The organism is Sphingomonas radiodurans, from assembly GCF_020866845.1.
Lineage (GTDB): Bacteria > Pseudomonadota > Alphaproteobacteria > Sphingomonadales > Sphingomonadaceae > Sphingomonas > Sphingomonas radiodurans.
In genome coordinates, this window is record NZ_CP086594.1 from 1,353,614 (window position 1) to 1,378,943 (window position 25,330).

The window sequence follows — 25,330 nt, forward strand, 5'->3', positions numbered from 1 at the left end:
GCTCGCAACAGTGGCATTCCCGTTACAACCCCGCTAAAGCCCCAGCACCCGCCACAACCGAAAGCCAAGCCGATCCCGATGCGAGTCGCCATCGCCTCTGATCATGCCGCAGTCGCGCTGAAGGCCACGCTCGCTGCTTGGCTGCGCGAGGAAGGTCATGACGTCGCCGATCTCGGCCCGGCCACCGACGCGCGCGTCGACTACCCCGATTTCGGCTACCGTCTCGCCGCCGCCATCGCGGATGGCAGCGCCGAGCGCGGCATCGCGCTGTGCGGATCCGGCATCGGCATCTCGATCGCGGTCAATCGCAACCCCGCCGCTCGCTGCGCGCTCGTATCCGAGCCGCTGTCCGCAGCGCTTGCCCGCGAGCACAATGACGCCAATATTCTCGCCATGGGCGCTCGCCTGACCGGCGAAGACATGGCGCGCGCCTGCATCACGGCTTTCTTGGCGACCGCCTTCGCCGGCGGCCGCCACGCCACTCGCGTCGACAAGCTCGGCGTGCCTTCTTTCGAACAGGAGCCCGCATGAGCACCAAACCGGTTACCCTGCATGATGTGCAGCCCGATGGCTTCTTCACCCGCGGCCTCGCCGAGGCCGACCCGGCGATCTTCGCCGGCATCGCGCACGAGCTCGATCGCGAGCAGACGCAGATCGAGCTGATCGCAAGCGAAAACATCGTCTCCAAGGCGGTGCTCGAAGCACAAGGTTCGGTGTTCACCAACAAATACGCCGAGGGCTATCCCGGCAAGCGCTACTATCAGGGCTGCCACCCGTCGGACGAGGTCGAGCAGCTCGCGATCGATCGCGCCAAGCAGCTGTTCGGCTGCGGCTTCGCCAACGTCCAGCCGCATTCGGGCGCGCAAGCGAACGGCGCGGTTATGCTCGCGCTGGTGAAGCCCGGCGATACGATCATGGGGCTCAGCCTCGATGCCGGTGGCCATCTGACGCACGGCGCCAAGGCGGCGATGAGTGGCAAGTGGTTCAAGCCAGTGCAGTACGGCGTCTCCCCCGACACCCATCTGATCGACTATGACGAAGTCGAGCGGCTCGCGATCGAAACGCAGCCCAAGCTGCTCATCGCCGGCGGCTCGGCGTACCCGCGCCAGATCGATTTCGCCCGCTTCCGCGCGATCGCGGACAAGGTTGGCGCCTATTTCATGGTCGACATGGCGCATTTCGCCGGCATCGTCGCCGCCGGCCATCACCCCAGCCCGCTGCCGCACGCGCACGTCGTTACGACGACTACGCACAAGACGCTGCGCGGCCCGCGTGGCGGCATGGTGCTCACCAACGACGAGGCGATCGCCAAGAAGATCAACTCGGCGGTCTTCCCCGGCCTGCAGGGCGGTCCGCTGATGCACGTCATCGCCGCCAAGGCAGTCGCGTTCGGCGAGGCGCTCCAGCCCGATTTCAAGAGCTACATCGCCGCTGTCGTGGAGAACGCCAAGGTGCTCGCCGCAACGCTCAAGGAGCGCGGCTGCAACCTCGTCTCGGGCGGCACCGACACGCATCTCGCGCTGGTCGATCTGACGCCCTTGGGTGTCACCGGCAAGGATGCGGACGAGGCGCTCGAGCGCGCCGGCATCACTTGCAACAAGAACGGCATCCCCAACGATCCGCTGCCGCCAACCAAGACGAGCGGTATCCGCGTCGGCTCGCCCGCCGGCACCACGCGTGGCTTCGGCACCGCTGAATTCCGCGAGATCGGCAACATGGTCGCCGACGTGCTCGATGGCCTGGCAAAGAACGGCGAGGCCGGCGATGCGCAGGTTGAGGCCGCGGTGCGGGAACGAGTTCGCGCGCTATGCGCTCGCTTTCCTATCTACCAGTAAGGAAAATCGCGATGTCGAAAATCGAAGAAGTACAAAATACCGTCAAGAACACCCCTGGTCTCGGCAAGAAGATGGCGAAATACGGCGCTGTCGGCGCGGTGATCGCAATCCCCGTTCCGTTCATCGGCCCGGTGCTCGGCGCGATCGTCGGCGCTGGCGTTGCGTATGCGAAGCGCGACTAATACTGAATCCATCCGGCACGCGCCGGATCTCTGAGGTCGATCACTGATGCGCTGTCCCTTCTGCGGCCACGACGCGAGCCAAGTGAAGGACAGCCGCCCGACCGACGACGGCGCCGCAATCCGCCGGCGCCGCCAGTGCGAGGGATGCGCTGCGCGTTTCACGACGTTCGAGCGCATCCAGTTGCGCGAACTCACCGTGCTGAAGTCCGAAGCGCGCCGCGAACCGTTCGACCGCGAAAAGCTGCTCCGCTCGATCGGAATCGCCGCACGCAAGCGCCCGATCGACGGCGTCGCGATCGAACGGCTCGTCAGCGGCATCCAGCGCCAGCTCGAAACGAGCGGTGACGCCGAAGTCACCTCCAAGCGCATCGGTGAAATGGTGATGGAGGGGCTGAAGGGCCTCGACTCCGTTGCTTATATCCGCTTCGCCAGCGTCTATCGCGACTTCAGCGAAGCAAGAGACTTTGAGGAATTTGCGGGCAGCGTTGAGGAAGCGGCGCGGGGCTAGGCAGCACACCCAGCTCAGCTATCTTAATCCCGTTTGTCCCGAGTAGCCTTCGAGCTTGTCGAGAAGGCGTATCGAGGGATACGCGCAACGGATGACATTCTGGGCGTACATCCTCCGCTGCAACGACGGCAGCTACTACACCGGCCACACCGACAACCTCGAACACCGCATCGGCCAGCATCAGGCGGGCGAGATCCCCGGCTACACGCAACAGCGGCGTCCGGTCGCACTGATGTGGTCGCAGAATTTCCCATCGCGCGCCGAAGCCTTGGAGGCCGAACGGCAGATCAAGGGTTGGTCGCCGAAGAAGAAGGAGGCGCTGTTCGAAAACGATTGGGAAAGCCTTTGCGTTTTCGCCAGCCGGGCAGTGCTTCGAGACGGCACTTCGGCCGGGCAGAGCCCGACCTCAGCACCTCCTCAGCACGAACGGAATGTAGCGTCCCCGGCCGTCACCCCCAGCCCTGCCCCCACCCCCCTTCGCCCTGAGAAGGTGCTGAGCGAAAGCGAAGTGCCGTCTCGAAGGACAAGCCCCAACGCCCCACCCCCCATCATCGTCCTCGTCCGCCCCCAACTCGGCGAAAACATCGGCAAGGCCGCCCGCGCGATGCTGAACTTCGGCCTCACCGAAATGCGCCTCGTCGCCCCCCGCGATGGCTGGCCGAACCCCGCCGCCGGCCCCGCAGCGTCCGGCGCAGATGTCGTCCTCGCCAACGCGCAGGTGTTCGACACCGTCGCGCAAGCCGTCGCCGATTGCCCACACGTCTATGCCACCACCGTGCGCAAGCGCGGCGTCACCAAGCCCGTCGTCACGCCCGAGCAAGCCGCGAGCGACATACGCGCCGCGGACGGCCGCAGCGCGATCCTGTTCGGCCCCGAACGCTCCGGGCTCGAGACCGACGACGTCGCGCTCGCCCGCACGATCCTCACGGTGCCGATCAATCCCGAATTCGGCAGCCTGAACCTTGCCCAGGCGGTAATCCTCGTCGCCTATGAATGGTCGAAAGGCGAAGCGCTCGCCTCCCCGCCCGAAGTCACGCTCGATCCCCCCGCGCCGCAGGAGGAGCTGGAAGGCATGATTGGCCAGCTCGATGCGATGCTGGAGCAGGCGAACTTCTTCTTCCCGCCCGATCGCATCCCGACCGTCCGGCGTACGCTGCGCACATTGCTCACCAAACCGGGCTGGTCGAGCCAGGAAGTCCGCACCATGCGCGGCGTCCTCTCCGCACTCGCCGGCGCAAAGGCTCGGCGGTCGGGCTGAACGCCACCCGTGGAGCTTGATAGCATACGCGTTGCATATTTAGTAATGTGTGCCATCGTTGAAGAATGGAGACGATCGACCACCACGCTGCCATCCGCGTGCTCGCCGCCGTGCGCGGGCATCCCTTCGATCGCAGCGCCTTCGCCGCGCTGTTCACCGACATGGCGGGCATCTCCGTCACCTTCGTCGATCAGCCCGCCGCCGCGCTGCTGATGCGCCCGGCGCTCGTCGACGCGTTCGACGTGCTGCTGCTGTACGACATGCCCGGCATCGACTTCGCCGCCGAGCAGCGCGCTTCCGCGATCGGCCCCGACGCGGCGACACGCGAGGGCATCACCGCGCTGCTCGATCGCGGGATCGGCGTGGTCGCGCTGCACCATGCGCTCGCCGGTTGGCCCGGCTGGGAGGCATTCGCCGAGATCATCGGCGGCCGCTTCCTCTATCGCCCCGCGACGCTGCGCGGCACCGCTCGGTTAGACTCGGGCTATCGCCACCAGGTCCACTACACCGCCGAAGTCGCCGCGCCGCTGCATCCGGTCATGGCCGGCCTCCCCGCGACATTCGACCTGACCGACGAACTCTATCTCGCCGAAGTCTTCGAGGAAGATGTGACGCCACTGCTCCGCGCGCGCCGCGCCTTCGTCCGCGACAATTTCTACTCCGCCACCGCCGCGATCGAAGGCCGCATGTTCTCGAACGACGGCTGGTCGCATTCGCCCGGCAGCGACGCGATCGGCTGGGTCAAGAAAGCGCGCCGCAGCCCGCTGGTCTACCTCCAACCGGGAGACGACGACGTGACGTACACCAACCCCAACTACCGCCGCCTCGTCGAGAACGCGCTGCGCTGGACCGCCTCGCCCGAGGCGCACGCCTGGGCCGCCGCGTGAACACGCGCCGCATCATCGTCACAGGGGCCGGCTCCGGCATCGGCGCGGCGACCGCAACACGGCTGCGCGCGGATGGCGCGTCGGTCTTCGGGGTCGACCAGAAAGGCGCGGTCGACTTGACGATCGACGTCACCGAGCCGGGCGCAAGCGAAGCGATCATCACAGACGCCACCGACGCGCTCGGCGGCATCGAAGGTGTCGCCGCATGCGCCGGCATCTCGGGCGCACAGCCGCTCGATGGCCACGACGATGCTTTCTGGGACCGCGTGATGGCGGTGAACGTCACCGCAGTGTTCCGGCTGATCCGCGCCGCGACGCCAGCGCTCGCATCCTCGGGCCGCGGCCGGATCGTCACGATCGGATCGGTGATGTCGAGCTTCGGCGCCTCCGGCCTCGTCGCCTATGCCGCGTCCAAGCACGCGGTACTCGGCATGACCCGCGCGCTGGCCGCCGAGCTCGGCCTGCACGGCATCACGGTCAATTGCGTCCAGCCCGGCGCGATCGACACGCCGATGACCGCCCCCGCCTTCACCGCCGATCCCGCTTACGGCGAGTTCTGGCGGCAGAAAGCGCCACTCGGCCGCCTCGGCACGCCCGAGGACGTCGCCGACGTGATCGCCTTCCTGCTATCCGACGACGCCCGCTTCGTCAGCGGCCACGGCATTTTCGTCGACGGTGCCGCAATGGCGCGGCCGTAAGGCGCCCACCGTTCGTGCTGAGGAGGTGTTGAGCCGAAGGCGAAGCGCCGTCTCGAAGCACATGGCGCGCATACCCTTCGAGACGAGGCTTCGACTTCGCTCAGCCTCTCCTCAGGGCGAACGGATGTGGGTCGTCAAACCCCTCAGAACTGCACCCGCTTCGTATACCCCCCATCCACAACCAAGTTCGTCCCCGTGATCCAGTCAGCCGCCGGGCTCGCCAGAAACGCAATCGCCCGCGCCACATCCTCGGTCCGCCCAAGCCGTTTCAGCGCCGTCGTCTCCTCGAACGATTTGTACATGTCGGGCGCGCCTTGCTTGATGTCGTCCCAGTTTCCGCCCTCGAACCACACCGGCCCGGGCGAGACGGCGTTGACGCGAATTCCCTTCGGCCCCCACGCTTGGCTCAACTGCCCCGAATAGGTGATCAGCGCCGCCTTGATCGCGTTGAAGGCGTTGGGCGCGAAGAACGTCTCGGTCGCCGCGATGCTCGCCAAGATCACCACCGCGGCGTGCGAGGATCGTTCTAGATACGGCGCCATCGCCTCGCACCCGCGCACCGTGCCGAGCACGTCCATCTTGTAGCAAGCGTCCCAATCCTGCGCGAGCTTCGAACCCGAGGCGCTCGCCGAGGGGATGAAGATGTCGCACCCGCCAAGCTCGTCGGCGATCTCCGCCAGCAGCGCCGGATATCGCTCCAGATCGTTCAGGTCGCCCTGCCGCGCTACCACCTTGCCGCCGTGCTTGGCATAAGCCGCTGCCGCTTCGTCGATCTGCTCCTGGTTGCGCGAGAAGAAGCCGACATCGGCCCCTTCGGCGGCGAACAACTCCAGCGTCGCGCGGCCGGTGCCGCGGCTGCCGCCGGTCAGGACGACCTTGAGGCCCTTCAGTCCGAGATCCATCGTGATTCTCTCCTAGGATTTACGCGTCACCATCCGCCATCGCCCGGACGCGGGCGTAGAAATCGAGCAGCACACGGCTCGGCTCGTAGAGTTCGATCATGTGGCCATAGTGCCGGACGGTATCGATCATCGCGAACGCGGTCGCGCTGGTCTCGGCATAGAGCGCGCACTCGTCGCCGCCGGCGGCAAAGCGATCGATCGCCGCGGTCAGATCGTCGACGAACAGCGCGACATGATGCATCCCGAACCGCCCCGATCCGCTCGGATACATATCGTGGAACGCCGACGGCCCGGCATCGTGCTGCTGCACGAACTCGACCATCACCTCGCCCCATTGCCCATAGGCCGATCCGTGATCGAGCACGGCCGGCCGCCCGCGGTGGCGCACGATCGGCGTCGGCACATGGTCGATCACCAGGAACGGCCCCGATCCGAACGCCGCGCGGTGCGCGTCGGCGGCGGCACGGATGTCCGGCACGAAATAGGCGATCTGGCGCGCGGGCAGCGCGACGGGCAGTCCGACGGTCGGGTCACACACCCGCCATGCCCGCAGTCGCCCCGCCATCGACCACATAGTCCGCGCCGGTGATGAACGCGGCATCGTCCGATCCGAGGAACGCGACCAGCCCCGCAATCTCCTCCAGCGTCGCCATCCGCTTCATCGGCGAAACGCCTTCCAGCATGGTGCGCGCCGCCGCCGGATCGGGCGCTCCGGCGATCGCCCCCTCGATCAGCGCGGTCGCAACCACGCCAGGCAGGATTGCGTTGCAACGGATGCGATAGCCGCGCGCCGCGCAATGCATCGCCACCGATTTCGCCAGCAGCCGCGCGCCGCCCTTGGTCGCGGTATAGCCGACGTTGCCGGCAAGCCCGAGCATCCCGCTGATCGAACTGTTGATCACGATCGCGCCGCTCGGCCCGTCGGGATTGTCACGCATCACGCGGATCGCGGTCTGCGCGGTCAGCATCGGCCCGGTCAGGTTCACCGCGAGGATCGCGTTCCAGTCCGCCACCGCGACATCCTCGATATTGGTGTCGCCACCTTCCATCCCGGCATTGGCGAACGCCAGATCGAGCCGCCCGAACGCCCGCAACCGCGCCTCGACCTCCCCCCAGCCCTCGGCATCCTCCACCGAATGCGCGAGAAACTCGCCGCCAGTCTCCGCCGCGACGGCCGCCCCGGCCGCGGCATTGCGCCCGGTGAACAGTACCTGCGCCCCCTCCCGCGCGAGCCGCCCGACCGTCGCCGCGCCGATCCCGGACGTGCCGCCCGTCACCAGCGCGACCTTCCCGCGATATCGCTCCATCAGCGCACCTGCAGCACGCTGTACGACCGCGTGACGAAGCGCCATTCGCCATCAGCGTCGCGGCGCAGGCGATCGTCATAGCGGCCCGACACCAGCCGCTCGACGCCATCGGTCTGCTTGAGCATCTCGAGCATGTATGCACGCGAATCGGCGTGATCGCCGTCGATCGCAACCGATCCCTGCGCGAGATACATGCCCGCCGCAGAATAGCCCGCCATCAGTGTCAACCACAGGTCGCGGATCGCCGCGCGGCCCTCGGCGCGGTGCGGCCCCACCTCCCAAACCGCGTCTTCCGCCCAGCATTCCGCCCAATCGTCGGCGTCGTTGCGGAACACGGCATCATTATAGCTCTCCAGCCGCTGGCGGATGGCGAGGCGGTCCTCGACGCTCCCGTTAAAGCCGCGCATCACTGCGCCACCCGGCCGAAATGCGCCTGCGGCACGCCGCCGGAATCGTACACCGGCTCGATCGCGTCGCAGCGATACTTCTGCGAGCGCGCGGTGATCAGCCCGGATGCGCCCACATGATCGCGCATCGCGGCATAGCTGGGATCGCGGAAATGCCCGGCGAGCGCCTCCTCGCTTTCCCATTCCTCGAACACGTGGATTCGGCCGGGCGTCGCCGGGTCGACCGCCCAGTCATAGGCGATGCACCCCGGTTCGGCGCGCGACGCCGCGATGAACGGTTGCGCATCAAGCAGCGCGCGCTCGACGCGCTCCGGCTCCAGATCGATGACGGCCGAGATGATGACGGGCATGGCAACTCCTCACAGGGGGTCGGGAATCGGGGTGGCGGCACGGATCGGCCGCGTGACGACGAGGCTTGCGAGCGCGACCGCGATGCCGCCGGCGAGCGCCAGGAACGGTGTTCGGAAGTCGCTCGCGACCAGCTCGCTGCTGCCGGGATCGAGCAGCATCAAGGTGATCGTCGCGCCAAGCCCGGTGCCGACCTGCTGCGCGGTGAACAGCAGCGCCGTGCCCACGCCCTGTTCGCGTGGCATGAGCGGCGCAGTCGCGGCCTGCATCAACACGATGAAAGCGCTAACGCTGCCGAGCGCGCAGATCATCATCCCCGGCGCGATGCTGGCGGCATAGGGCTGGCCCATGCTGAGCGCGAGCCATGCGAGCCCGGTAAGATTGACGAGCCCCGCGCCCAGCAGCGCACTACGCATCGGCACGCGCGCGAGCAGCGTCGGCGCGATCTGCCCACCGGCGATCACCGCAATCGCATACGGCATCGCGCCAAGCCCGGCCGCCGCCGCGGAGAAGCCGAGCACGCGCTGCATGTACAGCTGCGACAGCACGAACAGCCCGCCGACCGCGGCCAGGAACAGCATCAGCATCAGGCAGGCGAGCGCAAACATCGGCCGCTGCACCAGCGCGCCCGGCACCAGCGGCGAGGCGACCCGGCGCTCGATCCACACGAACAGCGCGATCGCGACGCCCGCGCCCGCCAGCATCCCCAGCGTCGTCGTGCCGACGCCGAGCCGCCCGATCAGCGCGATGCCGCCGACCAGCAGCCCCATCCCGATCGTCGCCACGATCGCACCGCCGCCGTCGATCGGCTCGCCGCGCATCGTCGGCACCTTGGGCAGCCATGCGATTGCCATGCCCAGCGCCACGACCAGCAGCGGCACGTTGACGAGAAACGCCCCCCGCCAGCCAAAAGTCGTGACGATCCACCCGCCGCCAAGCAACCCGACGATCAGCGACACGCCCTGCGTAATGCCGAAAATGCCCAGCGCACGGTGCCGAACCGGCCCGTCGGGAATGAAGGCGGTGATCAGCGCGAACGCGCCGGGCGACAGCAGCGCGACCGCCAGCGCCTGCACCATGCGCGCGGCCAGCACGAGACCGAAGCTCGGCGCGAGACCCGCAGCGATCGACCCGAGCGTGAACAGCGTCAGCCCGAACCCCAGCGCACGGCGATGCCCGAACCGGTCGACCAGCTTGCCCCCGACGATCAGCGTGCCCGCCAGCACCAGCGTGTTCGCGGTGACCACCCATGCCAGCAAGGAGGGCGCGACGCCCAGGTCGCGGCCGATTGACGGCAATGCGATGCTGACGATCGCAAAGTCCGCGGTCAGGATCAGCTTGGTCAATGCCATCAGCGCGATCACGCGCCGGTGACCGCGCACATCGTTCGCGTCCATCGCCCTCTCCCGCTATTGTGGTCTTCTGCGATAACCTGCACAGCGTGTTATTATTTAGAGAGGAGAATTCAATGACTGTCAATCGCCGCTTCCTGCTGACGAGGCGTCCGCACGGCGTGCCCGTGCCAGACGATTTCCAGCTCGCGGAAGAGGCAGTCCCGCAGCCCGGCGAGGGCGAGTTCGTGGTTCGCACGATCTACGCTTCGCTCGATCCCGCGATGCGCGGCTGGCTCGATGACGTGCCTTCGTACATGCCACCGATCCCGCTCGGCGATGCGGTCCGCGCGAGCGTCGTCGGCCGCGTCGCCGCGTCGCGCGATCCCGCGTTTCCCGAAGGCGCGTGGGTCAGCGGGCTCGGCGCGATCGAGGAATATAGCGTCGCGCGATCGGGCGGCTTCATGCGCCGGATCGATCCCGATGCGGTGCCCTCGCCCTCCAATTACCTGTCGGTGCTCGGCGCGGTCGGCATGACCGCCTATTTCGGGGTGACCGACGTGCTCGCCGCCAAGCCGGGGCAGACCTTGCTGGTGTCGGGCGCGGCGGGCGCGGTCGGCTCGCTCGTCGGGCAGATCGGCAAGATCATCGGCTGCCGCACGATCGGCATCGCCGGCAGCCCAGAAAAGGTCCGGCGGCTGACGCAGGATTACGGCTATGACGTTGCGATCGACTATCGCGGCAAGGATCGCGCCGCGCTCGAAGCCGAAATCCACGCCGCGGCGCCGAACGGCGTCGATCTCGTGTTCGAGAATGTCGGCGGCGACATCCTGGATGCCGCCCTCACCAACCTCGCCGACCACGCGACCGTGGCGCTGTGCGGGATGATCAGCGAGTATAACTCGCCCGAGAAGATCGGCGCGCGCAACGTGTGGCAACTGATCGTCCACCGCGCGACGATCCGCGGCTTCCTCGTGTCGGACTATCTGCCGCGCTTCGAGGAAGGGATCGGCACGATGGCCGGCTGGCTCGGCGAAGGCCGGCTGCGCGTCGACGAACATATCGACCGCGGCATCGAGAACGCCCTCCCCGCCTTCCTGCGGCTGTTCGAGGGAACGAACGAGGGCAAGATGATCCTGCAGGTGGGCGAGGCGTAACCTCACCATCGCCGTCACCCCGGGCTTGACCCGGGGTCCCGCTTCTTCTTTTTTGTCGCGCGGGCAGCGGGACCCCGGATCAAGTCCGGGGTGACAACCAAAAAAGAGCAAAAAAATCGCCCGCCGCCCCGCATGCGGTGGCGGCGGGCAGGTGGAGAGCTCAGTCCGCCATCCAGTGCTCGAGATTTTCGTGGAAATAGCGCACGCGGCGCTCCTGCCACGCGAGATAGTCGCGCTTGTAGCCGCGCGAATGCAGCCCACGCTGCTGCACTTCCCACACGTCGACGTCCTGCGAGATGCCCGGCCCCATATCGACCTCGCCGGTCTTGCCCTGGATGTGCGGAGCGGGCACCGACACGTCGACCCATTCGGCCATGCTCGCCGAATAGTAACGCTCGGTCCCCTCGGGGAAGAGCGTCATGTACCACATGTCGAAATTGCATTTCTCGGGATCGGTTTCGTGCGGCCGCCCGCGCAGCCAGATGTTGCCGTCGGGCTTCAGGCTGAACGACAGGTTCGGGAAGATCGTGAAATGCCAGTGATCGGTCAGCTGGTCGTCGTGATAGGTCGAAAAGTCGAAGCCCTTCTCGGCGCCCTTCTCGCGCTTCGCTTGCTGCAGCGCGGCGCGGATCTCGCCGGTCTTGCCGCCGCGGAAATTCTCGGGGTCGAGGCCCCAGAATTCCAGCTCGTTCTTCAGATACTCCAGCGTCTCGTTCTCGCCGCCGCGCAATTGCTTGGTCGGGCCGGCGCCGGGCATGAACATCCGCGCATGGCCCTCTTCATACAGGTCGAACTGGCAGTGGTGATGCGAATATTCCATCACGAACTTGGTCTGCGGATGGACGAAGGGGACGTGATAGCTTTCGTTGAAATTGTCCTGGATCAGCTTCCAGTTGAAATTGCCCTCGATCGTCATCCAGTGCGTGCGGACCATCTTGTCCATCGGATACGTGTCGATCTGCGCCGCGATCGGCCCGAGGAAGTCGCGCAACGGCTTGGCCTGGTCGTCCATGTTGATCCACACGAACCCCGCCCAGGTCTCGCATTTCACCTCGACCATGTTGAGCTTGCCGCACGGTGATCCCTGGATGAAATCCGCCTCGTCGGGCACTGTCTTCAGCTTGCCCGCGAGATCGTATGCCCAGCCGTGATACGGGCACACCAGCCGCTTGGCATTGCCCTGTGCCCCGACCACCACCGGCATCCCGCGATGCTGGCACACGTTGTAGAATGCGCGCGTCGTATCGTTCTCGCCGCGCACGCATACGATCGTCTCGGGGCCGAAATCGGCGGTGAACCAGTCGCCCTGCTTCTTGAGCTGCGCGGTCAGCCCGGCGATCTGCCACGTCTTGGTCCAGATCTTGTCCCACTCGCGATCCGCCCATTCCTTCGAGAAATAGCGATCGGGCGTGATCGGCGTGTTGCGGAACTCGGGCTCGCGGAATTTCGACATGTCGGCGCGGGGCGGCGCCTCGTCGGGGCGATTGATGACGGTGGCCATATCTCTCTCTCCTTCTCTGGCGCCAAATCAGACGGCGGCGTGGTTGCTGAAATGGGCGTACGAAAGATCGGCCGCGCCGCGCTCGCCAAAGGCATAGTCCGGCAGCGACGCGCGATCCCAGATGTCGGACGCGCCGGCGACCGTGCTCCAGTCGTACACGGCGTGGCGATGTGCGATCCGCCACGCGCCGTCGCGCCGCTCGAACCGGTCGAGGTAGCGCCCCGCGGCAACCATGAAGCGCTCGCCCTCATCGCCCGGGAGCACATGATGCGCGATGAAATAACTCTCACCCTGCGCCCGATCGCCGTCGGTCTCGATCAGCACATTGCCGATCATGTGCTGGGTCCGCCGCATGCCCTTCAGCACTTCCATCACCCACGGCACGAAGTCGTTCGCGGTGCCCTTGAAGCTGCCATGGTCGTCGGTCGCGTCGGGGTGGAATACGCGCCCCACGAGGTCCGCGTCGCACCGATCGATCGCGCGCGCGAGCTTGTGGACCAGCTCTACGCAATCGTTCTTGTCGACAAGGCGTTGCAGGCGCGGATCGAGGGGGTCGCTCATTGTTGGTCAGGCTCCCGTATAGGATGGATCATCGGGCACCCGCGCGCCGCGCCGCTGGAGCCCGCCGTACAGCGAGCCCTCCCAGGCGGCGGTCGAGGGCGTGTTGCGGTTCCAGTCGAGCACGTAGCGGCGGTGCGCGATGCGCCACTCGCCACCGCGCTTTTCGAGCTGGTCGAGATAGCGGCCGCCGACCTCCATCTCCTCGGGTCCGGCGTCGCCGTCGATCTCGTGATAGGCGCGGCAATAGGTCTCGGCAGTGGCGCGGTCGCCGTCGATCTCGATCAGCATGTTGCCGAGAAAATGCTGCGTCCGCCGCATCGCAGCGAGCGCCACGACCACCGAACCCGACCAGTCGCCCGCGTCGCCGGCCCCGCTCCCGTAATCGGCAATCGCCCCCGGCCACCACACCGCGCGCAGCACCGCCTCGTCACAGCGATCGATCCCGCGCGCGTAGCGGCATAGCACGTCCTGGATCGCCAGGCGGTCGGCAAGCGCGGCAAGGGCGGCAAGGGCGGCAAGATCGCTCATCGCACCCGCATCTCGTCACGCCGGCAGCTGAGGTCGTGCGGCGCGCGCGCACCGAGCGGAAAGCCCGCCCCGTCGCTCGTCGCCGGCTCACGGCGCACCCAATCGACCAGCTCGCTGCGATGCGCGATCTTCCACGTCGCCCCGCGCCGCTCGTAGCGATCGACATAGCGCCCCGCCACGAACAGGTCGGCGTCCGCGCCATCCTCCACCAGCCGATGATGCGCCTGGAAATAGACCTCGCCGAACGCCGTATCGGTGCCCTCGAAGTCGATCCGCACTTGACCGATCATGTGGTGGTTCGCCGCATGCGGCGTCAGCACGCCTTGCGCGAAGGCGACGAAGCCGTCCGCATCGCCGCGATAGCCGTCGCCATAATCGGTCGTCGCATCGTCGTGAAACACCGACCGGTGCAGCGCCGCGTCGAGCCGATCCTGCCCGCGCATGTAGTCGCAGACGAGATCGTAGATCGCGTGCCAGCTTTCGAGGCGGTCGATCCGATCCATCGTCCTATGGCCGCCCCAGATAATCGTCGATCGTCTGGTGGAAGCGCCGGATCCGCGCCTCCTGATAATTGCCCAGCGTCTGCCCGCGCTTCGCCGATGCCTGGAAGCCGCGATATTGCATCGCGAGATTGTCGGTATCCTGGTCGTACACTGCGCCCAGCCCCGGGTTCATCCCCGGCGCATCGGCATAGGATTGTTCGGCCGCCACTGGGATCGGATCGGGCGGGTAATCCATCGGCGTGCCCTCGGGCACCAGCTTCAGGAACATGAGGTCGAACAGTGTCCGCCCCGGGTCCATCCCGATCGGACGGAAGCGATAGATCATCGGCAGCGACACGCCGGGGAACAGGCACATGTTCGGGAACAGGTGATATTCGATCGAATCGAGCATCTCGCTGTCGGAATAATCTGCCAGATCGACCCCCGTCTCCGCGCCGATCTGCGCGCGCAGCTTCTCCGCCGCCACCGATCGCGCGGTGCGCCCCTCGGGCACCAGCACGCCATCGACACGCATCTTGTCGAGGATCTCCTGCTGCGTCTGCGCCTGCGTATAATGCGGGCTCGGCGTGCCGATCGTATGGACGAAGCGCGTCACATGATCCGAAAAGATGTCGTAATTGGCATTGGCGTCGCCCGCCGTCGCCAGTCCCTGCGCGTGCGTTTCATAGACGTGATACGCCTCGAGGAACGCCTCCTGCGCCGCCTTCCAGTTCGTCGGCAGCTCCTTCTGCAGGTGCAGCGAAACGCGGCGGTTCGCGAGATCCCAGCGCCCGCGAAAATGCTCCGCGAGCGGGCCAAGCTGGTCGGCGAGCGGCGCGGCCGCGGGATCCATGTTGACGAAGACGAACCCGCCCCACGTCTCCACCTTCACCCGCGGCAACGCATATGCTTCGTCGGTGACGTGCGGGAAATCCCAGCGGCACGGCACGTTCTTCAGCCCGCCCTCGAGCGTCCAGCTCCAGCCGTGGAACGGGCAGCGCAACTCGGTCGCCGCGCCGCTCTCGTTCGACCGCTTCAGCTGCGTGCCGCGATGCAGGCAGGCATTCGGAAAGGCGCGGATCGCCATATCGTCGCCGCGCACGATCAGCACCGAATGCCGCCCGACATCATATGTCAGCCAGTCGCCGGCCTCGAGCAGATTCTCCTCGCGGCACACCCATTGCCAAGTGCGCGGCCAAAGGTGAGTCATCTCGCGCTCGAAGAACGCCGGCGAGACATAGCGATCGTAGCCGATGTCCTCGTCACCGAGGAAAGCATAGCTCTCGGCGACCAGCGCGTCGGGCACGTGCCAGCCATCGGCTAGGATGATGTCGCGCGCCGCCGGGCCGGGGCAACGTGCATGTCCTGGATCGTCGAGCGCCATAACGACTCCTTTATAGCACGCGTTATACCATCTGTCAGTAACGCACAGTCAGCTGCAGCCGCACGGTGCGCGGAAACGATCCCAGCCCCGAGATGTCACCCGGCACGACATTGTTCGTCCCCGTCCCGCTGCCGGTCAGCGGCGCGGTGCCGGCACCGATCAGATAATATTTGTTGGTCAGATTCTTGCCGATCAGCGCGGCTTCCCAGCGCTCGTCTTCCGATCCCACGCGGATCCCCGCATCCAGCACGGCATAGGCGGCCTGGCGCGTGCGCGGATCGCCGAAGCCAGATCCGATATACGAGCCACTGTAGCGCATGTCGGCGCTGCCACCGAGCTTCAGCCCCGATCCGGCGACCGTGTCATAGGCAACACCCGCCGTCGCGGTCCATTTCGGCGCGGTCGCGGTCGGCACGCCGCTCAAATCCTGGAAGTCCGCCGCAACGCCAGCGGGCGGCGCAACGCCTGCGCTCGTCAGCGAGCATCCCTGCGCGATGCTTTGCCCGGCATAGCAGGCTGTCAGGAAGTCCTCGTAGCGCGAATTGTTGTAGTTCAGCGTCCCCCGCAGCGTCAGCCCCGGCAGCCCGCGCGGCGCGAATTCCAGTTCGGTCTCGACCCCCTCGGATCGCGCCTTGCCGGCATTGTAGGTGATATAGGCGAAGATCTGCGAGTTGAAATAATCGATCTGCAGATTGGTATATTCGATCGAATAGGCCGTGACGTTGAAGCGCAGCTGATTGTCCGCCAGCGTCGTCTTCACCCCCGCCTCGAAGCCACGCCCCTTTTCGGGATTGAACGTCAGGTCGCGCGCCGGATTGGTCGCCAGTGCCGAATTGATCGCACTGTTGGAAAAGCCCCCCGATTTGTACGCCACCTTGTACGCGCCATAGAGCAGGATATCGTCTGTCGGCTTCCAGCTCAGCGTGAAATCGGGCGACCAATCGTCGAACGTCTGGTCACCGAACAACGTCCCGTTCACTGCAGCGCTTTGCGGCCGGAAAAGCCCGGTCAGCGACGCGTTCACATAGGGCTGGGTGAAGTAGCTGTCCTTGGTCTCGTGGGTGTAGCGAACGCCCGCGGTCGCCTCCAGCGTCGGCGCGATCTTCCACATCACCTGGCCATAGCCCGACAGCGTCTCGCCATCGGTCCGCGACAGTTTCGCATAGGAGATGAAGCGATTTGACGGCGCTACGCGGGTATCCTCCGACCCGGCGAACACCACCGCCTGATAGAAATCGCGCCGCGTCTTCTGGTACAGCGCACCGACCATCAAATTAACGGGCGCATCGAAATCGGTCTGCGCGCGCAATTCCTCGCTGAACGCATTGTAGCTCGCATCCTCGGTCGCCCACACGTCGCCACCGAGGAAGTCGCAGTCGCAGGTGAAGCGATTGTTGTTCCAGTTGTAATTGGTGATCGACGTCAGCGTGACATTGTCGAACCGGTAACTGGCCGTCCCCGTCACCTGCCACGAGCGGTATTTGTTGTAGAGCTGGCCATCGTCACGCGCGAACGGCAGCGTCTCCGCCAGCGCCTGCGGCAAATCGTTCTGATATTGGATGAAGTCGCGGCGGCACGCATAGGTCGGGTTCGCCGTCGTCACCCCATTGTTGCAATTGACCGGCGTGTAGTTCCAGCCGTTGCCGACCGTCTCGTTCAGCGATCCCGATGCCTTCACCGTCATCGTCAGGCGATCGTCTGGCTCGTACTTCAGCGTGATCCGCCCGATCAGCTCGCGCTCCTGCGGCTGCAGCCGCGCCGCCGCCGGCGCGGTCCGGAGGGTGCTTGCGCCATTGGCCGAATTGATCGTCGTATAGGGATCGGCAACCGCGAGATTCTCGTAATAGCCGCCCCACATCTTCGATGCGCGGATCGCGACACGAAGGCCTAGCGTGTCGGTGAGCGGCGTCGAGACGATCCCCTCGCCGTAGAGCTGGTCGGCCCTGAATTCGTATCCGACACGGCCGATATATTCGGCCCGGTCGCCGGGATCGGCGGTGGTCAGCGAGATCACGCCCGCGGTTGCGTTCTTGCCGAAGAACAATGCCTGCGGCCCCTTCAGCACCTCGACTCGCGCGAGATCGAAGAAGCCTTCGTTGATGACGCGGCCTTGCCCGTAATAGACGCTGTCGACGACCACCGCGACCGATTGCTCGATGCCGATCGAGGTCGCGGAGGAGCCGATGCCGCGCATCGTCAGCTGCGCGCCGGCGCCGTTCGACGATCGCGAGACGGTGAATTGCGGGGTCGCCGCGGCGATCTTCTCCAGGCTCGTCAGGTCGCGCTGCTGGATCTCCTCTGCGCTGATCGCCTGCACCGAAACCGGAATGTCCTGCACGCTTTCCGCGCGCCGCCGTGCGGTAACGACGATATCCTCGAGCCCGCCCGAGGTGAGCGGCGCCTGCGCCTGCGCCTGCGGCTCGGCCGCCTGTGCGACACCCAGATCGCCCCCACCAGCCGAGGTGGCCGGGGATGTGCCGGGCTGTGCCTCCTGCGCCAGTGCCGGCGAAGCCACGGCCATCAGCACCGAGCTCGCAAGCAAGCGAGCACGCGACGAAGCGAACGTCGTCATCCTATCCCCTCCCAAGGCAGCAGGGCCATGTTGCGCCCTTAGATTGGGAGCACACGTATCACTTTTACTGGGGTGCGCAACACTTTCTGCAGTGCGTACGACTATCTGCGAGAACGCGCATCGAGACTGGACTTTTCACGCAATCCGCCCGACAGAACCCCCATGTCGCCCGCCAAGCCAAGCGGTGCGTTGGAAGCGCATCCGGACAAGCCCTTACTTTACACCAGCCCGCTGATCATCGAGCGGCGCCGGCGGCTCCTGCGCGAGGCTCGGCACATGATCGCCGATGGGGGGATCGAGAATTTCAGCGTGCGTCGGCTTTGTCAGCGCGCCGAAGTTGCACAGCGCACGCTCTACAACGCCTTCCACAACAAGGATCGCGTGATCGCGCTCGCCATCCGCGAGGCGTTCGACGAATTCAACCAACACGTCCGCTACCGCACCGACGTGAACACGCTGGCTGGCGTGCTCGATCGCACCATCGCGATCAACCGCCGCAATTTCCGCGTTCGCAATTATACGAAGGCGGTCGTCTCGATCTATTTCGGCGCGAACACGCCCAAGGACGTGTGGGAAACGCTACGCGACATGTCGGTCAACGCCACGCATGCCTGGCTGCTGGCGATGGCGTCGCGGGGCGAGCTTCGCCCGTGGGTCGACGCGTATCATTTCTCCACCACCATGGCGAACGTGCAATATTCGGTGATCAACGATTGGTGCCTCGGGCGCCTCACCGACGAAGAATATCTGCCGCGGCTGGCGGAAAGCATGTTGCTGCTGCTCGTCGGCGCTGTGCAGGGGGAGGTGCGCGCCGAGGCCGAACGCTATCTGGTCGACATGCGCAAGACCGGCGACGTCCCCAAATTCCCCAACCCGATCTGGTCCCCACCCCGCAACGACACGTGATCGCGCGGAGTGACCGGCGGCGCATCGCCGCTGGCCCTCCGCTCAGCCGCGGCCCTCCGCTCAGAAGCGCACCGTCGCCTGCACGATGATCTCGCGCGTGCGCGCCGGCTGCTGGCTGATCTGGTTCAGCGTCGTCGGCGTCGCGAGCGGCTTGTCCGCCGACGAGATGCCGTAGCGCTGGTTGCCGAGGTTGCGGCCGATCACCGCCAGCTCCCACTTGTCGTCGATTTCGTGAAGCCGCGCGCTTGCGTTGAACAGCCAGAACGCGCGCTGCAAGGCCAGTGGGTTGAGGTTCTCCTGCGTATAATAATCGTCGGTGAACTTGGTGTCGCCCGTGATGCCGAAGGCGATATTGTTGCTCAGCGGCACGTCATAGGTGGCGCCAGCGTTGAGCGACCAGTCCGGTGCGCGCACCAACTGCCGATTGGTCAGATCCTGCACCCCGCCGACGCAGCCCTGCGCCGCGGTCTGCAGGAAATAGCAGGACGAGGTCGGAAAGCTCAGATACCGCGCGGCATTGTAGCCGATCGCGCTGCGCACGCTGAATGCGTCGGTCACGCGCACGTTCGTCTCCACCTCGAAGCCGGTGGTCCGCGCCTGCGCGGCGTTGCGGATCGTGAAAGTGGTCGTGTCCGCGTTGAACGAGGAAAGCTGCAGCCCGTCGAAATCGTAGCGATAGACCGCCGCGTTGATCGAGATGCGCCCGTTCGCGAACGATCCCTTGAATCCGATCTCGCCGCCTTCCGCCGTTTCCGATCCGAACCGCGTCTGGTTGATGTCGGCATAGTTCGCCGACAGCGCCGACGGGTTGGAGAAGCCGCCCGATTTATACCCCGTCTTGTACGCGGCATAGAGCGTCGTCTGCGGCGTCGGGTGCCAGGTCAGCGTCGCCTCGGGGGACCAATTGGTGTCCTTGAACGTGCCCGCCACGACGGTGCCTTCGGCCAGGAAGACACCCGGCGGGAAGCGCGAATGCAGGAAGGTGTGCCGCATGTCGATCGTCTTGCGCTCGTGCGTCCAGCGCACGCCGCCGGCGAGCTCGACCGCCTCACCGAACTTGTAGATCAACTGGCCAAAGCCCGAATACGTATCGCCCTTGTTGTTCGCCGGGCGGTTCCACGTTTCATACTTCCCGTTGCGCGGATCGGCGCCGAGCGGCGCGACGCGGCCGTTGGTCTCCTGATCGCGCCGCACATTCTCGTAGAACCCGCCGACCACGAAATTGAGCGGTGAATCGAAATCCGAAATGACGCGGAATTCCTGGCTGATCGAACGATAGGCATCGTCATTGACGCTCTGTACGAGGCCGATCGAGGTATAATCGAAGTTGTCCCAAGTATTTACCTTGTAATCGTAAACCCCGCTGACCGACGTCAGCGTGATCGGCCCGGTGCGATAATTGGCCGTGATCGATCCATAGATGCCGCGGAATCGCGCATAATGCTTGCCATCGTCGGGCGCGCCCGGCCACGGATTCAGCAGCTCGGGATTGTTCGGCGCGTTGGTCGATGAACGCCGCCCGTCCAGCCGGCAGTCACCGAACGTATCGGGAATGCCCAGCGTCGTCGGCAGCGCATTCGGATTGCTGCACACCACTTCGGCGATGCTCTCGGCATTCTCCTTGGAGTAATTGCCGAACAGCTTGGCAGTCAGGTCGAACGCGTCGCTCGGCCGCCACACCATCGTCAGGCGGCCGGCATAGGCCTCGCCGCCCGGCTGGCGACGGTTCCCCGCGGGAAGCGGGAAGTTCGGCTCGAGCGGGTTGGCGCGCGCCGGCGCGGTGTTGACGACCCATCCCTCCATCGCACTCGCGCGCGCCGCCAATCGGAACCCCAGCGTATCGCTGATCGGCCCGCCGACGGCGCCCTCGATATAGCGCTCGTCGGCCTCGAATTCGTAGCCGCCGCGCGCATAGCCCTCGAACGTCGAGGTCGGCCCCGCCGTCCGCACCGAGATCACGCCGCCGGGGCTGTTCTTGCCGAAGAACAGCGCCTGCGGCCCCTTCAGCACTTCCACCTGCTCGACATCGAAGAAGGATTGCAGCACCGCGCGCCCGCGGCTGATCTGGATACCGTCGATGTTGACCGACACGGTCTGCTCGATGCCCGCATCGCCCGCCGACGATCCGATGCCGCGGATCGTGAAGCTGCCGCCGGTGCCCGCGCCCGATCGCACGATCTGCACTTGCGGGATCAGCTGCCCGATCTTGCTGAGGTCGTTGGCGGCATATCGCTGCAGATCCTCCGAGGCGAGCGCCGTTATCGCCACCGGCACGTTGAGCAATGTCTCGTTGCGGCGCCGCGCCGTGACGATGATCTCTTCGGCGGTGCCACGCTGCAGATCGCCCGCCGCGATGCCCGCTTCCGTCGGCGATCCCTGCGGCTCGGTCGCCGTCTCGCCGGGTGCCACTTGCGCCAGCGCAGGCGCGGCACACAGTGCCGCCGCCAGCATCAATCCGCTTGTCGACAGCCGCAGCGCCGACATCATGCCGTTCGTCATCGCATCCTCCCTTGGTCGCCCGTTCGGGCGTCTTGCTTCGGCCGCCCCGCTTCTCAGGCGGGTGTTCGGCCGTGCATCGTCACGTTGAGCTTGATCAGGCCGCGCAGCAGCCGGTTGGGCGCGTGGCGGAAATCGTTGAGTCCCTCGGGCAGTTCGAACCGGTCGTAGCGAGCGAGCAACCGCTCGAACGCCACCGCCAGCTCCTTTCGCGAGAGCATGTTGCCCACGCACATGTGGATGCCGCGACCGAACGCGAGATGGCTTCGCGCATTCTTGCGCTCGACATCGAACCGGTCGGGCTCGGGAAAATAGTCCGGATCGCGGTTCGCCGCGGCAAAGCGCAGCATCAACATCTGCCCCTTCGCGATCGGCGTGCCGCCAAGCTCGGTATCGTGCGCCGCGACCCGCCACAGCCCGGCGGTCGGAGACAGCAGCCGCAGCATCTCCTCGACCATATTGGGGATCAGCGCAGGGTTCGCCTGCACCTTCGCAAGTTGATCGGGATTTCGGATCAGCAGCAGCAGCCCGCCGGCAAGCGTCGAGGTGGTCGTTTCGTTGCCGGCAACCATCAATTGCTGTACCACCGACATGATCTCGGCGTCGTCGAGCGGCCGCTCGCCATCGATCCGCGCGTTGACGATCGCGCCGAGCAGATCATCCGGGCCCTGGCCGTCGCGCCGCATATCGATCCGGCGCTTCACCGCCTGCTGGAACTCGACGATTAGCCGCGCACACTCGAGCTCGCGCGCGCGATCGGCCATCCCGCCGAGCCGGTCGGCAAAGCCGTCGGACCAGCGTTTCACATCATCGATGGCGTCGACCATGCCGATTTGCCGCGCGATCACGATCACGGGCAGCGGCACCGCAAACTCATGCACCAGCTCGATCACATCGCGCCCGTCGAGCCGATCGAGCAAGCCATCGACGATCTCGCGGATCTCCGCCTCCATCGCGTTCACGCGCGGCATCGAGAAGGCGAGATTGACGAGCTTGCGGAAGCGGGTGTGGACCGGCGGATCGGCGGTCAGCATGGTGTTGACGGCTGGCCAGCCCTCCGCCTCGATCGCGCTGATTTCGGCATCGCCACCCCGCGCGCCTTGCATCATCCCGCCGAAATCACTCGAGAAGTCTGCGTGCCGCCCGGCCGCGTCCGACACGAGTTTGTGCGAGAGCACGAGGTGGACGGTGCCACCGCCTGCCTTGGTGATCGGCCCGCGCGCCAGCGCCTGCTGATACCAGTCGAACGGCTCCTCGAGCACATGCGGCTCGAAGAAATCCGGAAGTGTTGCGGCTGTTGCCATTCCCCTCTCCTTGGTTGGGGAAGAAGCACTTTATGCAACGTGTCGCAATATGTATCGACTGCGGTAATTTAAAATTCGCGCGCGTGTTACCGATTGGCCACGGGTGCCTTCATCGCTGCTCCCGCGATCACCATCGCCTCGTCGGTCACCACGTCCTCGGGCGGACACGCCAGCCCCGCCGCCAGCCGCGCCCGCCGCTGGATCACCGCCTGCAGCGCGAGCCCCGCCACCATCTGGATTCGCAGGTCGAAGATCGCGCGCGGCAGCCCGCAGGCGCGGAACAGCCGCTGGTGCGCCGCGATCAGCGACGGCAGCAGCGCCGGGGCATAGTCGAGCGGATGGCGCAGTCCGCTGTCGCGGTGCCGATTAAGATACGACGCGAGCAGCTTGACGTAATTGTACCGATCTTCGGGATCGGCGATCATCAGCGGCGGGCGAATGACGATCGCGAGCAGCGCGTCGATCGTCTCGGGTGGATCGGGCTCGGGCCCTTCCGGCGGCACGCGCGCGAGCATCGCGGCGCGCACCGGCTCCATCTCGCTTTGCCGGTGCTCGAAGATCGCCTCGATCAGCCGCTCCTTGTCACCGAAGTGATAGCGCACCGCATTGGTGTTGCGCTGCCCGGCGGCGGCGCAGATCTGGCGCAGCGACACCCCATCGATGTCGTGATGCGCGAACAACCGCTCCGCCGCCCGGATCAGCCGCAGCCGTGTCTGCGGTGACCGGCCCCGCAGCCGCGTCTGCTGCGACCAGCCGGTGCGCGCCTCCGCCGCCGCGCCCCGGCCGGTTGCGCTCATCCCGCGGTTGCGCTTGGCCGTGCCGCGACGCGCTCGCGCCATGCGGCCAGCTTTGGCAGGTCACCGGGCATTGGCTGCCCGACCATCGCGCCGAACTCGATGAACGCGAACAGCGCGATATCGGCCAGCGTGAAGCGGTCGCCGACGATCCACTGATCGCCCATTTCGGCCTCGATCGCCGTGAGCCCGTCCTTCGCGAGCGCCTTCAGGTCGTCCGCTGCGTCGGCGCGGATCACGCGCATCCGCGGCTCGAACATCGGACGGCCCTCCGCGGCGCGAAAGCCCGTCGTCATCGGCTCGGTGACGGTCAGGTCGATCCGCCGCACCCACATGCGCGTTTCCGCGCGCTCCTTCGGCGTCGTGCCGATCAGCGCCGGCTCGGGGTGCACTTCGTCGAGATATTCGCAGATCGCAATCGTCTCGCACAGCGTGCTGCCGTCGTCGAGCACCAGCGCCGGCGTCGTGCCCGCGCGGCGCACGTCGAGATACGAGCCGCTGCGATTCTCGCCCTTCACGATGTCCAGCATCCGCTTCTCGATGGTCAGCCCCTTCTCGGCCACGAACATCGTCACCACGCGCGGATTCGGCCCGATCGAATCGTACAGGATCATGCAGTCTCTCCCCTAAAGTCGTATCAGATGGACGATCGATCCGATGATCGTCCCCAGCACGAAGATATAGATCGGCGGCATGCTGGCATAGATGCCGATCCGCCGCTTCTCCGCCGCGCGATGGTATCCGATCGCATAAGCGAGCCGCGCCGGCGGCCAGATCGCCCCGATCGCCGCCGCCCATAATGGCGAGACGGTTAGCGCGAACAGCCACATGCCCGGCAGGAACAGCACCAGATGCTCCAGCGTGTTCTGGTGCGCGCGCACCCGGCGGATATAATCCTCCGGCCCATCGTGCGACGGCGCTGGCACCTTGAAGCGCACACGCGCGATCCCGGCGACCAGCAGCGTGAAATAATAGGTGAGGAGCGCCAGCCCGCTGACCAGCGTCACCCACCAATAGTCCGGCGTCAGCATTGCGGCTCAGCCGGCGGGCGGGCGCGGCGCATTGCTGTTGCGCCAATCCTGCCGCTTCGCCCACTCGGCAAAGGTCTCCAGCTCGATCGGGATGCGCCGCGCCATTTCCGCCTCGTCCACCTCGAACGGCCGCGTCGGCGCGTTGACGTTATATTCGTAGAATTGACCGATCCCCTCGGCCATCGCGTCGCCCTCTTCCTTGTCCATCGCGTCGCCATAAGCGTTGACGAGGTGGCGGCCGAACTCCGCCGGGCTGCACCCGTCATAGACGATCTCCCGCCCGAGAACCTCGCTCAGCGCCGACGCAAGCTGCGCCGGCCGCAGCCGCTCAGGCCCGCCGATATTGATCCAGGCGCCTTCCATGTCGGGCCGGTCGAGCGAATGGATCATGATCCGCGCGACATCGTCCAGGCTGATCCAGTTCGCCTCGGTCGTCTCCTTGTGCGCGTAAACGAACCGCCCTTCGTTGACGATGAATGGCCGCGCCCAGTTGGTCAGCAGATTGTCCATGAACAGCACCGAACCGAACACCGTCGCGCCCACACCGGTGCGGAACAGCGCATTCAGCCCCGCCGTATTGCCGGCATAAGTGAAGGCGTCGCCGGGCTGGTCGGGAATCCAGCTCGACGTATTCCACACCACCCGCGTGACACCCGCCTCCTTCGCCGCGGTGCCCACCGCATGCGCGAGCTGCGCACGATCGGAACGCGCGCGCAGCGGGTGGGTATGGAACACCGCTTCCGCACCCGAAAAGGCGCTGACGAGCGACTCGTGATCGTATAGGTCCGCCGGCACCACCTCGACATTGTCGGGCGTGCCCTCGCCATAGAAAGGGTCGGGGCTGCGCGACAGCGCCCGCACCGCGAACCCCGCCTTGACCAAGTGGCGCACCTGCGCGCCTCCCTGCCGGCCGCTCGCGCCGACCACTGCGACTGTCCGCATCGTCCCTCT

27 protein-coding genes are annotated in these 25,330 nt (G+C 66.1%); 9 read left to right on the top strand and 18 right to left on the bottom strand.

Going from position 1 to position 25,330, the window contains the following annotated elements; all coding sequences use genetic code 11:
• The first annotated feature begins 78 nt into the window (after window positions 1-78).
• The 7 genes from rpiB (at window position 79) to LLW23_RS06555 (ending at window position 5,368) form a co-directional block, all read left to right on the top strand.
• Entirely contained in the window at window positions 79-531 is a 453-nt protein-coding gene (gene rpiB, locus LLW23_RS06525) for a ribose 5-phosphate isomerase B (protein ID WP_228947953.1), read from the top strand.
• Window positions 528-1,835, top strand: a complete 1,308-nt coding sequence (gene glyA, locus LLW23_RS06530) for a serine hydroxymethyltransferase (RefSeq protein WP_228947954.1) — start codon at window positions 528-530, stop codon at window positions 1,833-1,835. The genes rpiB and glyA overlap by 4 nt, the downstream gene beginning before the upstream one ends.
• A gap of 11 nt (window positions 1,836-1,846) precedes the next feature.
• Window positions 1,847-2,017 carry a hypothetical protein gene (locus tag LLW23_RS06535; protein ID WP_228947955.1) on the top strand — a complete coding sequence of 57 codons (171 nt, stop codon included), beginning with the start codon at window positions 1,847-1,849 and terminating at the stop codon, window positions 2,015-2,017.
• A gap of 46 nt (window positions 2,018-2,063) precedes the next feature.
• A complete protein-coding gene (nrdR, locus tag LLW23_RS06540; RefSeq protein WP_228947956.1) occupies window positions 2,064-2,525 on the top strand; it encodes a transcriptional regulator NrdR in 462 nt (153 codons plus the stop codon).
• A 91-nt stretch (window positions 2,526-2,616) separates the two neighbouring features.
• The gene (locus tag LLW23_RS06545; protein WP_228947957.1) at window positions 2,617-3,783 is read left to right on the top strand and encodes a TrmH family RNA methyltransferase; all 1,167 of its coding nucleotides are present in this window, start codon (window positions 2,617-2,619) and stop codon (window positions 3,781-3,783) included.
• 65 nt (window positions 3,784-3,848) lie between these two features.
• Entirely contained in the window at window positions 3,849-4,670 is an 822-nt protein-coding gene (locus LLW23_RS06550) for a ThuA domain-containing protein (RefSeq protein WP_228947958.1), read from the top strand.
• Window positions 4,667-5,368, top strand: coding sequence for an SDR family NAD(P)-dependent oxidoreductase (locus tag LLW23_RS06555; protein WP_228947959.1), 702 nt, complete (start codon window positions 4,667-4,669; stop codon window positions 5,366-5,368). Before LLW23_RS06550 ends, LLW23_RS06555 begins: the two co-directional genes overlap by 4 nt.
• Window positions 5,369-5,511: 143 nt before the next feature.
• Here the strand turns inward: LLW23_RS06555 and LLW23_RS06560 are convergent, their stop codons facing one another.
• From LLW23_RS06560 to LLW23_RS06585, 6 genes are read right to left on the bottom strand one after another with little or no spacing between them, the layout of a single operon-like run.
• Window positions 5,512-6,270 carry an SDR family NAD(P)-dependent oxidoreductase gene (locus LLW23_RS06560; protein WP_228947960.1) on the bottom strand — a complete coding sequence of 253 codons (759 nt, stop codon included), beginning with the start codon at window positions 6,268-6,270 and terminating at the stop codon, window positions 5,512-5,514.
• Window positions 6,271-6,289: 19 nt separating this feature from the next.
• Window positions 6,290-6,808 (bottom strand): VOC family protein, encoded by a 519-nt coding sequence (locus LLW23_RS06565; protein WP_228947961.1) that lies wholly within the window; start codon window positions 6,806-6,808, stop codon window positions 6,290-6,292.
• Complete coding sequence (locus tag LLW23_RS06570) at window positions 6,801-7,577, bottom strand: SDR family NAD(P)-dependent oxidoreductase (protein WP_228947962.1); 777 nt, start codon at window positions 7,575-7,577, stop codon at window positions 6,801-6,803. The genes LLW23_RS06565 and LLW23_RS06570 overlap by 8 nt, the downstream gene beginning before the upstream one ends.
• Window positions 7,577-7,984 (bottom strand): nuclear transport factor 2 family protein, encoded by a 408-nt coding sequence (locus LLW23_RS06575; RefSeq protein WP_228947963.1) that lies wholly within the window; start codon window positions 7,982-7,984, stop codon window positions 7,577-7,579. Before LLW23_RS06575 ends, LLW23_RS06570 begins: the two co-directional genes overlap by 1 nt.
• Window positions 7,984-8,334 (bottom strand): putative quinol monooxygenase, encoded by a 351-nt coding sequence (locus LLW23_RS06580; RefSeq protein ID WP_228947964.1) that lies wholly within the window; start codon window positions 8,332-8,334, stop codon window positions 7,984-7,986. Before LLW23_RS06580 ends, LLW23_RS06575 begins: the two co-directional genes overlap by 1 nt.
• A gap of 9 nt (window positions 8,335-8,343) precedes the next feature.
• Window positions 8,344-9,729, bottom strand: coding sequence for an MFS transporter (locus LLW23_RS06585; protein WP_228947965.1), 1,386 nt, complete (start codon window positions 9,727-9,729; stop codon window positions 8,344-8,346).
• Between the two features lie 71 nt (window positions 9,730-9,800).
• On the opposite strand from LLW23_RS06585, the gene LLW23_RS06590 reads away from it, so the two are divergent.
• A complete protein-coding gene (locus LLW23_RS06590; protein ID WP_228947966.1) occupies window positions 9,801-10,820 on the top strand; it encodes an NADP-dependent oxidoreductase in 1,020 nt (339 codons plus the stop codon).
• Window positions 10,821-10,980: 160 nt separating this feature from the next.
• Here LLW23_RS06590 and LLW23_RS06595 read toward each other — a convergent pair whose 3' ends face one another.
• Genes LLW23_RS06595 through LLW23_RS06620 form a run of 6 tightly spaced genes read right to left on the bottom strand, consistent with a single transcriptional unit; the run spans window position 10,981 to window position 17,848 of the window.
• Entirely contained in the window at window positions 10,981-12,321 is a 1,341-nt protein-coding gene (locus tag LLW23_RS06595) for an aromatic ring-hydroxylating oxygenase subunit alpha (protein WP_228947967.1), read from the bottom strand.
• A gap of 27 nt (window positions 12,322-12,348) precedes the next feature.
• Window positions 12,349-12,882 (bottom strand): nuclear transport factor 2 family protein, encoded by a 534-nt coding sequence (locus LLW23_RS06600; protein ID WP_228947968.1) that lies wholly within the window; start codon window positions 12,880-12,882, stop codon window positions 12,349-12,351.
• 6 nt (window positions 12,883-12,888) lie between these two features.
• Window positions 12,889-13,410 carry a nuclear transport factor 2 family protein gene (locus LLW23_RS06605; RefSeq protein WP_228947969.1) on the bottom strand — a complete coding sequence of 174 codons (522 nt, stop codon included), beginning with the start codon at window positions 13,408-13,410 and terminating at the stop codon, window positions 12,889-12,891.
• Window positions 13,407-13,913, bottom strand: a complete 507-nt coding sequence (locus LLW23_RS06610) for a nuclear transport factor 2 family protein (RefSeq protein WP_228947970.1) — start codon at window positions 13,911-13,913, stop codon at window positions 13,407-13,409. The genes LLW23_RS06605 and LLW23_RS06610 overlap by 4 nt, the downstream gene beginning before the upstream one ends.
• Before the next feature lie 4 nt (window positions 13,914-13,917).
• Entirely contained in the window at window positions 13,918-15,276 is a 1,359-nt protein-coding gene (locus LLW23_RS06615; protein ID WP_228947971.1) for an aromatic ring-hydroxylating dioxygenase subunit alpha, read from the bottom strand.
• 34 nt (window positions 15,277-15,310) lie between these two features.
• Entirely contained in the window at window positions 15,311-17,848 is a 2,538-nt protein-coding gene (locus LLW23_RS06620; RefSeq protein ID WP_228947972.1) for a TonB-dependent receptor, read from the bottom strand.
• 162 nt (window positions 17,849-18,010) lie between these two features.
• On the opposite strand from LLW23_RS06620, the gene LLW23_RS06625 reads away from it, so the two are divergent.
• Window positions 18,011-18,754: a TetR/AcrR family transcriptional regulator gene (locus LLW23_RS06625; RefSeq protein WP_228947973.1), complete on the top strand. Its 744-nt coding sequence runs from the start codon at window positions 18,011-18,013 to the stop codon at window positions 18,752-18,754.
• A gap of 60 nt (window positions 18,755-18,814) precedes the next feature.
• Here LLW23_RS06625 and LLW23_RS06630 read toward each other — a convergent pair whose 3' ends face one another.
• From LLW23_RS06630 to LLW23_RS06655, 6 genes are all read right to left on the bottom strand, one after another.
• Window positions 18,815-21,253, bottom strand: a complete 2,439-nt coding sequence (locus tag LLW23_RS06630; RefSeq protein ID WP_228947974.1) for a TonB-dependent receptor — start codon at window positions 21,251-21,253, stop codon at window positions 18,815-18,817.
• Window positions 21,254-21,306: 53 nt separating this feature from the next.
• Entirely contained in the window at window positions 21,307-22,554 is a 1,248-nt protein-coding gene (locus LLW23_RS06635; protein WP_228947975.1) for a cytochrome P450, read from the bottom strand.
• 86 nt (window positions 22,555-22,640) lie between these two features.
• The gene (locus LLW23_RS06640) at window positions 22,641-23,393 is read right to left on the bottom strand and encodes a TetR/AcrR family transcriptional regulator (RefSeq protein ID WP_228947976.1); all 753 of its coding nucleotides are present in this window, start codon (window positions 23,391-23,393) and stop codon (window positions 22,641-22,643) included.
• A complete protein-coding gene (locus tag LLW23_RS06645; RefSeq protein WP_228947977.1) occupies window positions 23,348-23,962 on the bottom strand; it encodes a glutathione S-transferase family protein in 615 nt (204 codons plus the stop codon). Before LLW23_RS06645 ends, LLW23_RS06640 begins: the two co-directional genes overlap by 46 nt.
• 12 nt (window positions 23,963-23,974) lie before the next feature.
• Window positions 23,975-24,379 carry an MAPEG family protein gene (locus LLW23_RS06650; protein ID WP_228947978.1) on the bottom strand — a complete coding sequence of 135 codons (405 nt, stop codon included), beginning with the start codon at window positions 24,377-24,379 and terminating at the stop codon, window positions 23,975-23,977.
• A gap of 6 nt (window positions 24,380-24,385) precedes the next feature.
• Entirely contained in the window at window positions 24,386-25,321 is a 936-nt protein-coding gene (locus LLW23_RS06655) for an SDR family oxidoreductase (protein WP_228947979.1), read from the bottom strand.
• Between the last annotated feature and the right edge of the window lie 9 nt (window positions 25,322-25,330).

Excerpts from the sequence above, each read along its gene's own strand:
- LLW23_RS06615 (WP_228947971.1), bottom strand. The coding sequence starts at position 15,276 with ATGGCGCTCGACGATCCAGGACATGCACGTTGCCCCGGCCCGGCGGCG.
- nrdR (WP_228947956.1), top strand. The coding sequence starts at position 2,064 with ATGCGCTGTCCCTTCTGCGGCCACGACGCGAGCCAAGTGAAGGACAGC.
- rpiB (WP_228947953.1), top strand. The coding sequence starts at position 79 with ATGCGAGTCGCCATCGCCTCTGATCATGCCGCAGTCGCGCTGAAGGCC.
- LLW23_RS06610 (WP_228947970.1), bottom strand. The coding sequence starts at position 13,913 with ATGGATCGGATCGACCGCCTCGAAAGCTGGCACGCGATCTACGATCTC.
- LLW23_RS06645 (WP_228947977.1), bottom strand. The coding sequence starts at position 23,962 with ATGATCCTGTACGATTCGATCGGGCCGAATCCGCGCGTGGTGACGATG.
- LLW23_RS06560 (WP_228947960.1), bottom strand. The coding sequence starts at position 6,270 with ATGGATCTCGGACTGAAGGGCCTCAAGGTCGTCCTGACCGGCGGCAGC.
- LLW23_RS06640 (WP_228947976.1), bottom strand. The coding sequence starts at position 23,393 with ATGGCGCGAGCGCGTCGCGGCACGGCCAAGCGCAACCGCGGGATGAGC.
- LLW23_RS06600 (WP_228947968.1), bottom strand. The coding sequence starts at position 12,882 with ATGAGCGACCCCCTCGATCCGCGCCTGCAACGCCTTGTCGACAAGAAC.
- LLW23_RS06580 (WP_228947964.1), bottom strand. The coding sequence starts at position 8,334 with ATGCCCGTCATCATCTCGGCCGTCATCGATCTGGAGCCGGAGCGCGTC.
- LLW23_RS06570 (WP_228947962.1), bottom strand. The coding sequence starts at position 7,577 with ATGGAGCGATATCGCGGGAAGGTCGCGCTGGTGACGGGCGGCACGTCC.
- LLW23_RS06575 (WP_228947963.1), bottom strand. The coding sequence starts at position 7,984 with ATGCGCGGCTTTAACGGGAGCGTCGAGGACCGCCTCGCCATCCGCCAG.
- glyA (WP_228947954.1), top strand. The coding sequence starts at position 528 with ATGAGCACCAAACCGGTTACCCTGCATGATGTGCAGCCCGATGGCTTC.
- LLW23_RS06630 (WP_228947974.1), bottom strand. The coding sequence starts at position 21,253 with ATGACGAACGGCATGATGTCGGCGCTGCGGCTGTCGACAAGCGGATTG.
- LLW23_RS06545 (WP_228947957.1), top strand. The coding sequence starts at position 2,617 with ATGACATTCTGGGCGTACATCCTCCGCTGCAACGACGGCAGCTACTAC.
- LLW23_RS06655 (WP_228947979.1), bottom strand. The coding sequence starts at position 25,321 with ATGCGGACAGTCGCAGTGGTCGGCGCGAGCGGCCGGCAGGGAGGCGCG.
- LLW23_RS06585 (WP_228947965.1), bottom strand. The coding sequence starts at position 9,729 with ATGGACGCGAACGATGTGCGCGGTCACCGGCGCGTGATCGCGCTGATG.
- LLW23_RS06595 (WP_228947967.1), bottom strand. The coding sequence starts at position 12,321 with ATGGCCACCGTCATCAATCGCCCCGACGAGGCGCCGCCCCGCGCCGAC.
- LLW23_RS06625 (WP_228947973.1), top strand. The coding sequence starts at position 18,011 with ATGTCGCCCGCCAAGCCAAGCGGTGCGTTGGAAGCGCATCCGGACAAG.
- LLW23_RS06650 (WP_228947978.1), bottom strand. The coding sequence starts at position 24,379 with ATGCTGACGCCGGACTATTGGTGGGTGACGCTGGTCAGCGGGCTGGCG.
- LLW23_RS06620 (WP_228947972.1), bottom strand. The coding sequence starts at position 17,848 with ATGACGACGTTCGCTTCGTCGCGTGCTCGCTTGCTTGCGAGCTCGGTG.
- LLW23_RS06535 (WP_228947955.1), top strand. The coding sequence starts at position 1,847 with ATGTCGAAAATCGAAGAAGTACAAAATACCGTCAAGAACACCCCTGGT.
- LLW23_RS06635 (WP_228947975.1), bottom strand. The coding sequence starts at position 22,554 with ATGGCAACAGCCGCAACACTTCCGGATTTCTTCGAGCCGCATGTGCTC.
- LLW23_RS06605 (WP_228947969.1), bottom strand. The coding sequence starts at position 13,410 with ATGAGCGATCTTGCCGCCCTTGCCGCCCTTGCCGCGCTTGCCGACCGC.
- LLW23_RS06590 (WP_228947966.1), top strand. The coding sequence starts at position 9,801 with ATGACTGTCAATCGCCGCTTCCTGCTGACGAGGCGTCCGCACGGCGTG.
- LLW23_RS06550 (WP_228947958.1), top strand. The coding sequence starts at position 3,849 with ATGGAGACGATCGACCACCACGCTGCCATCCGCGTGCTCGCCGCCGTG.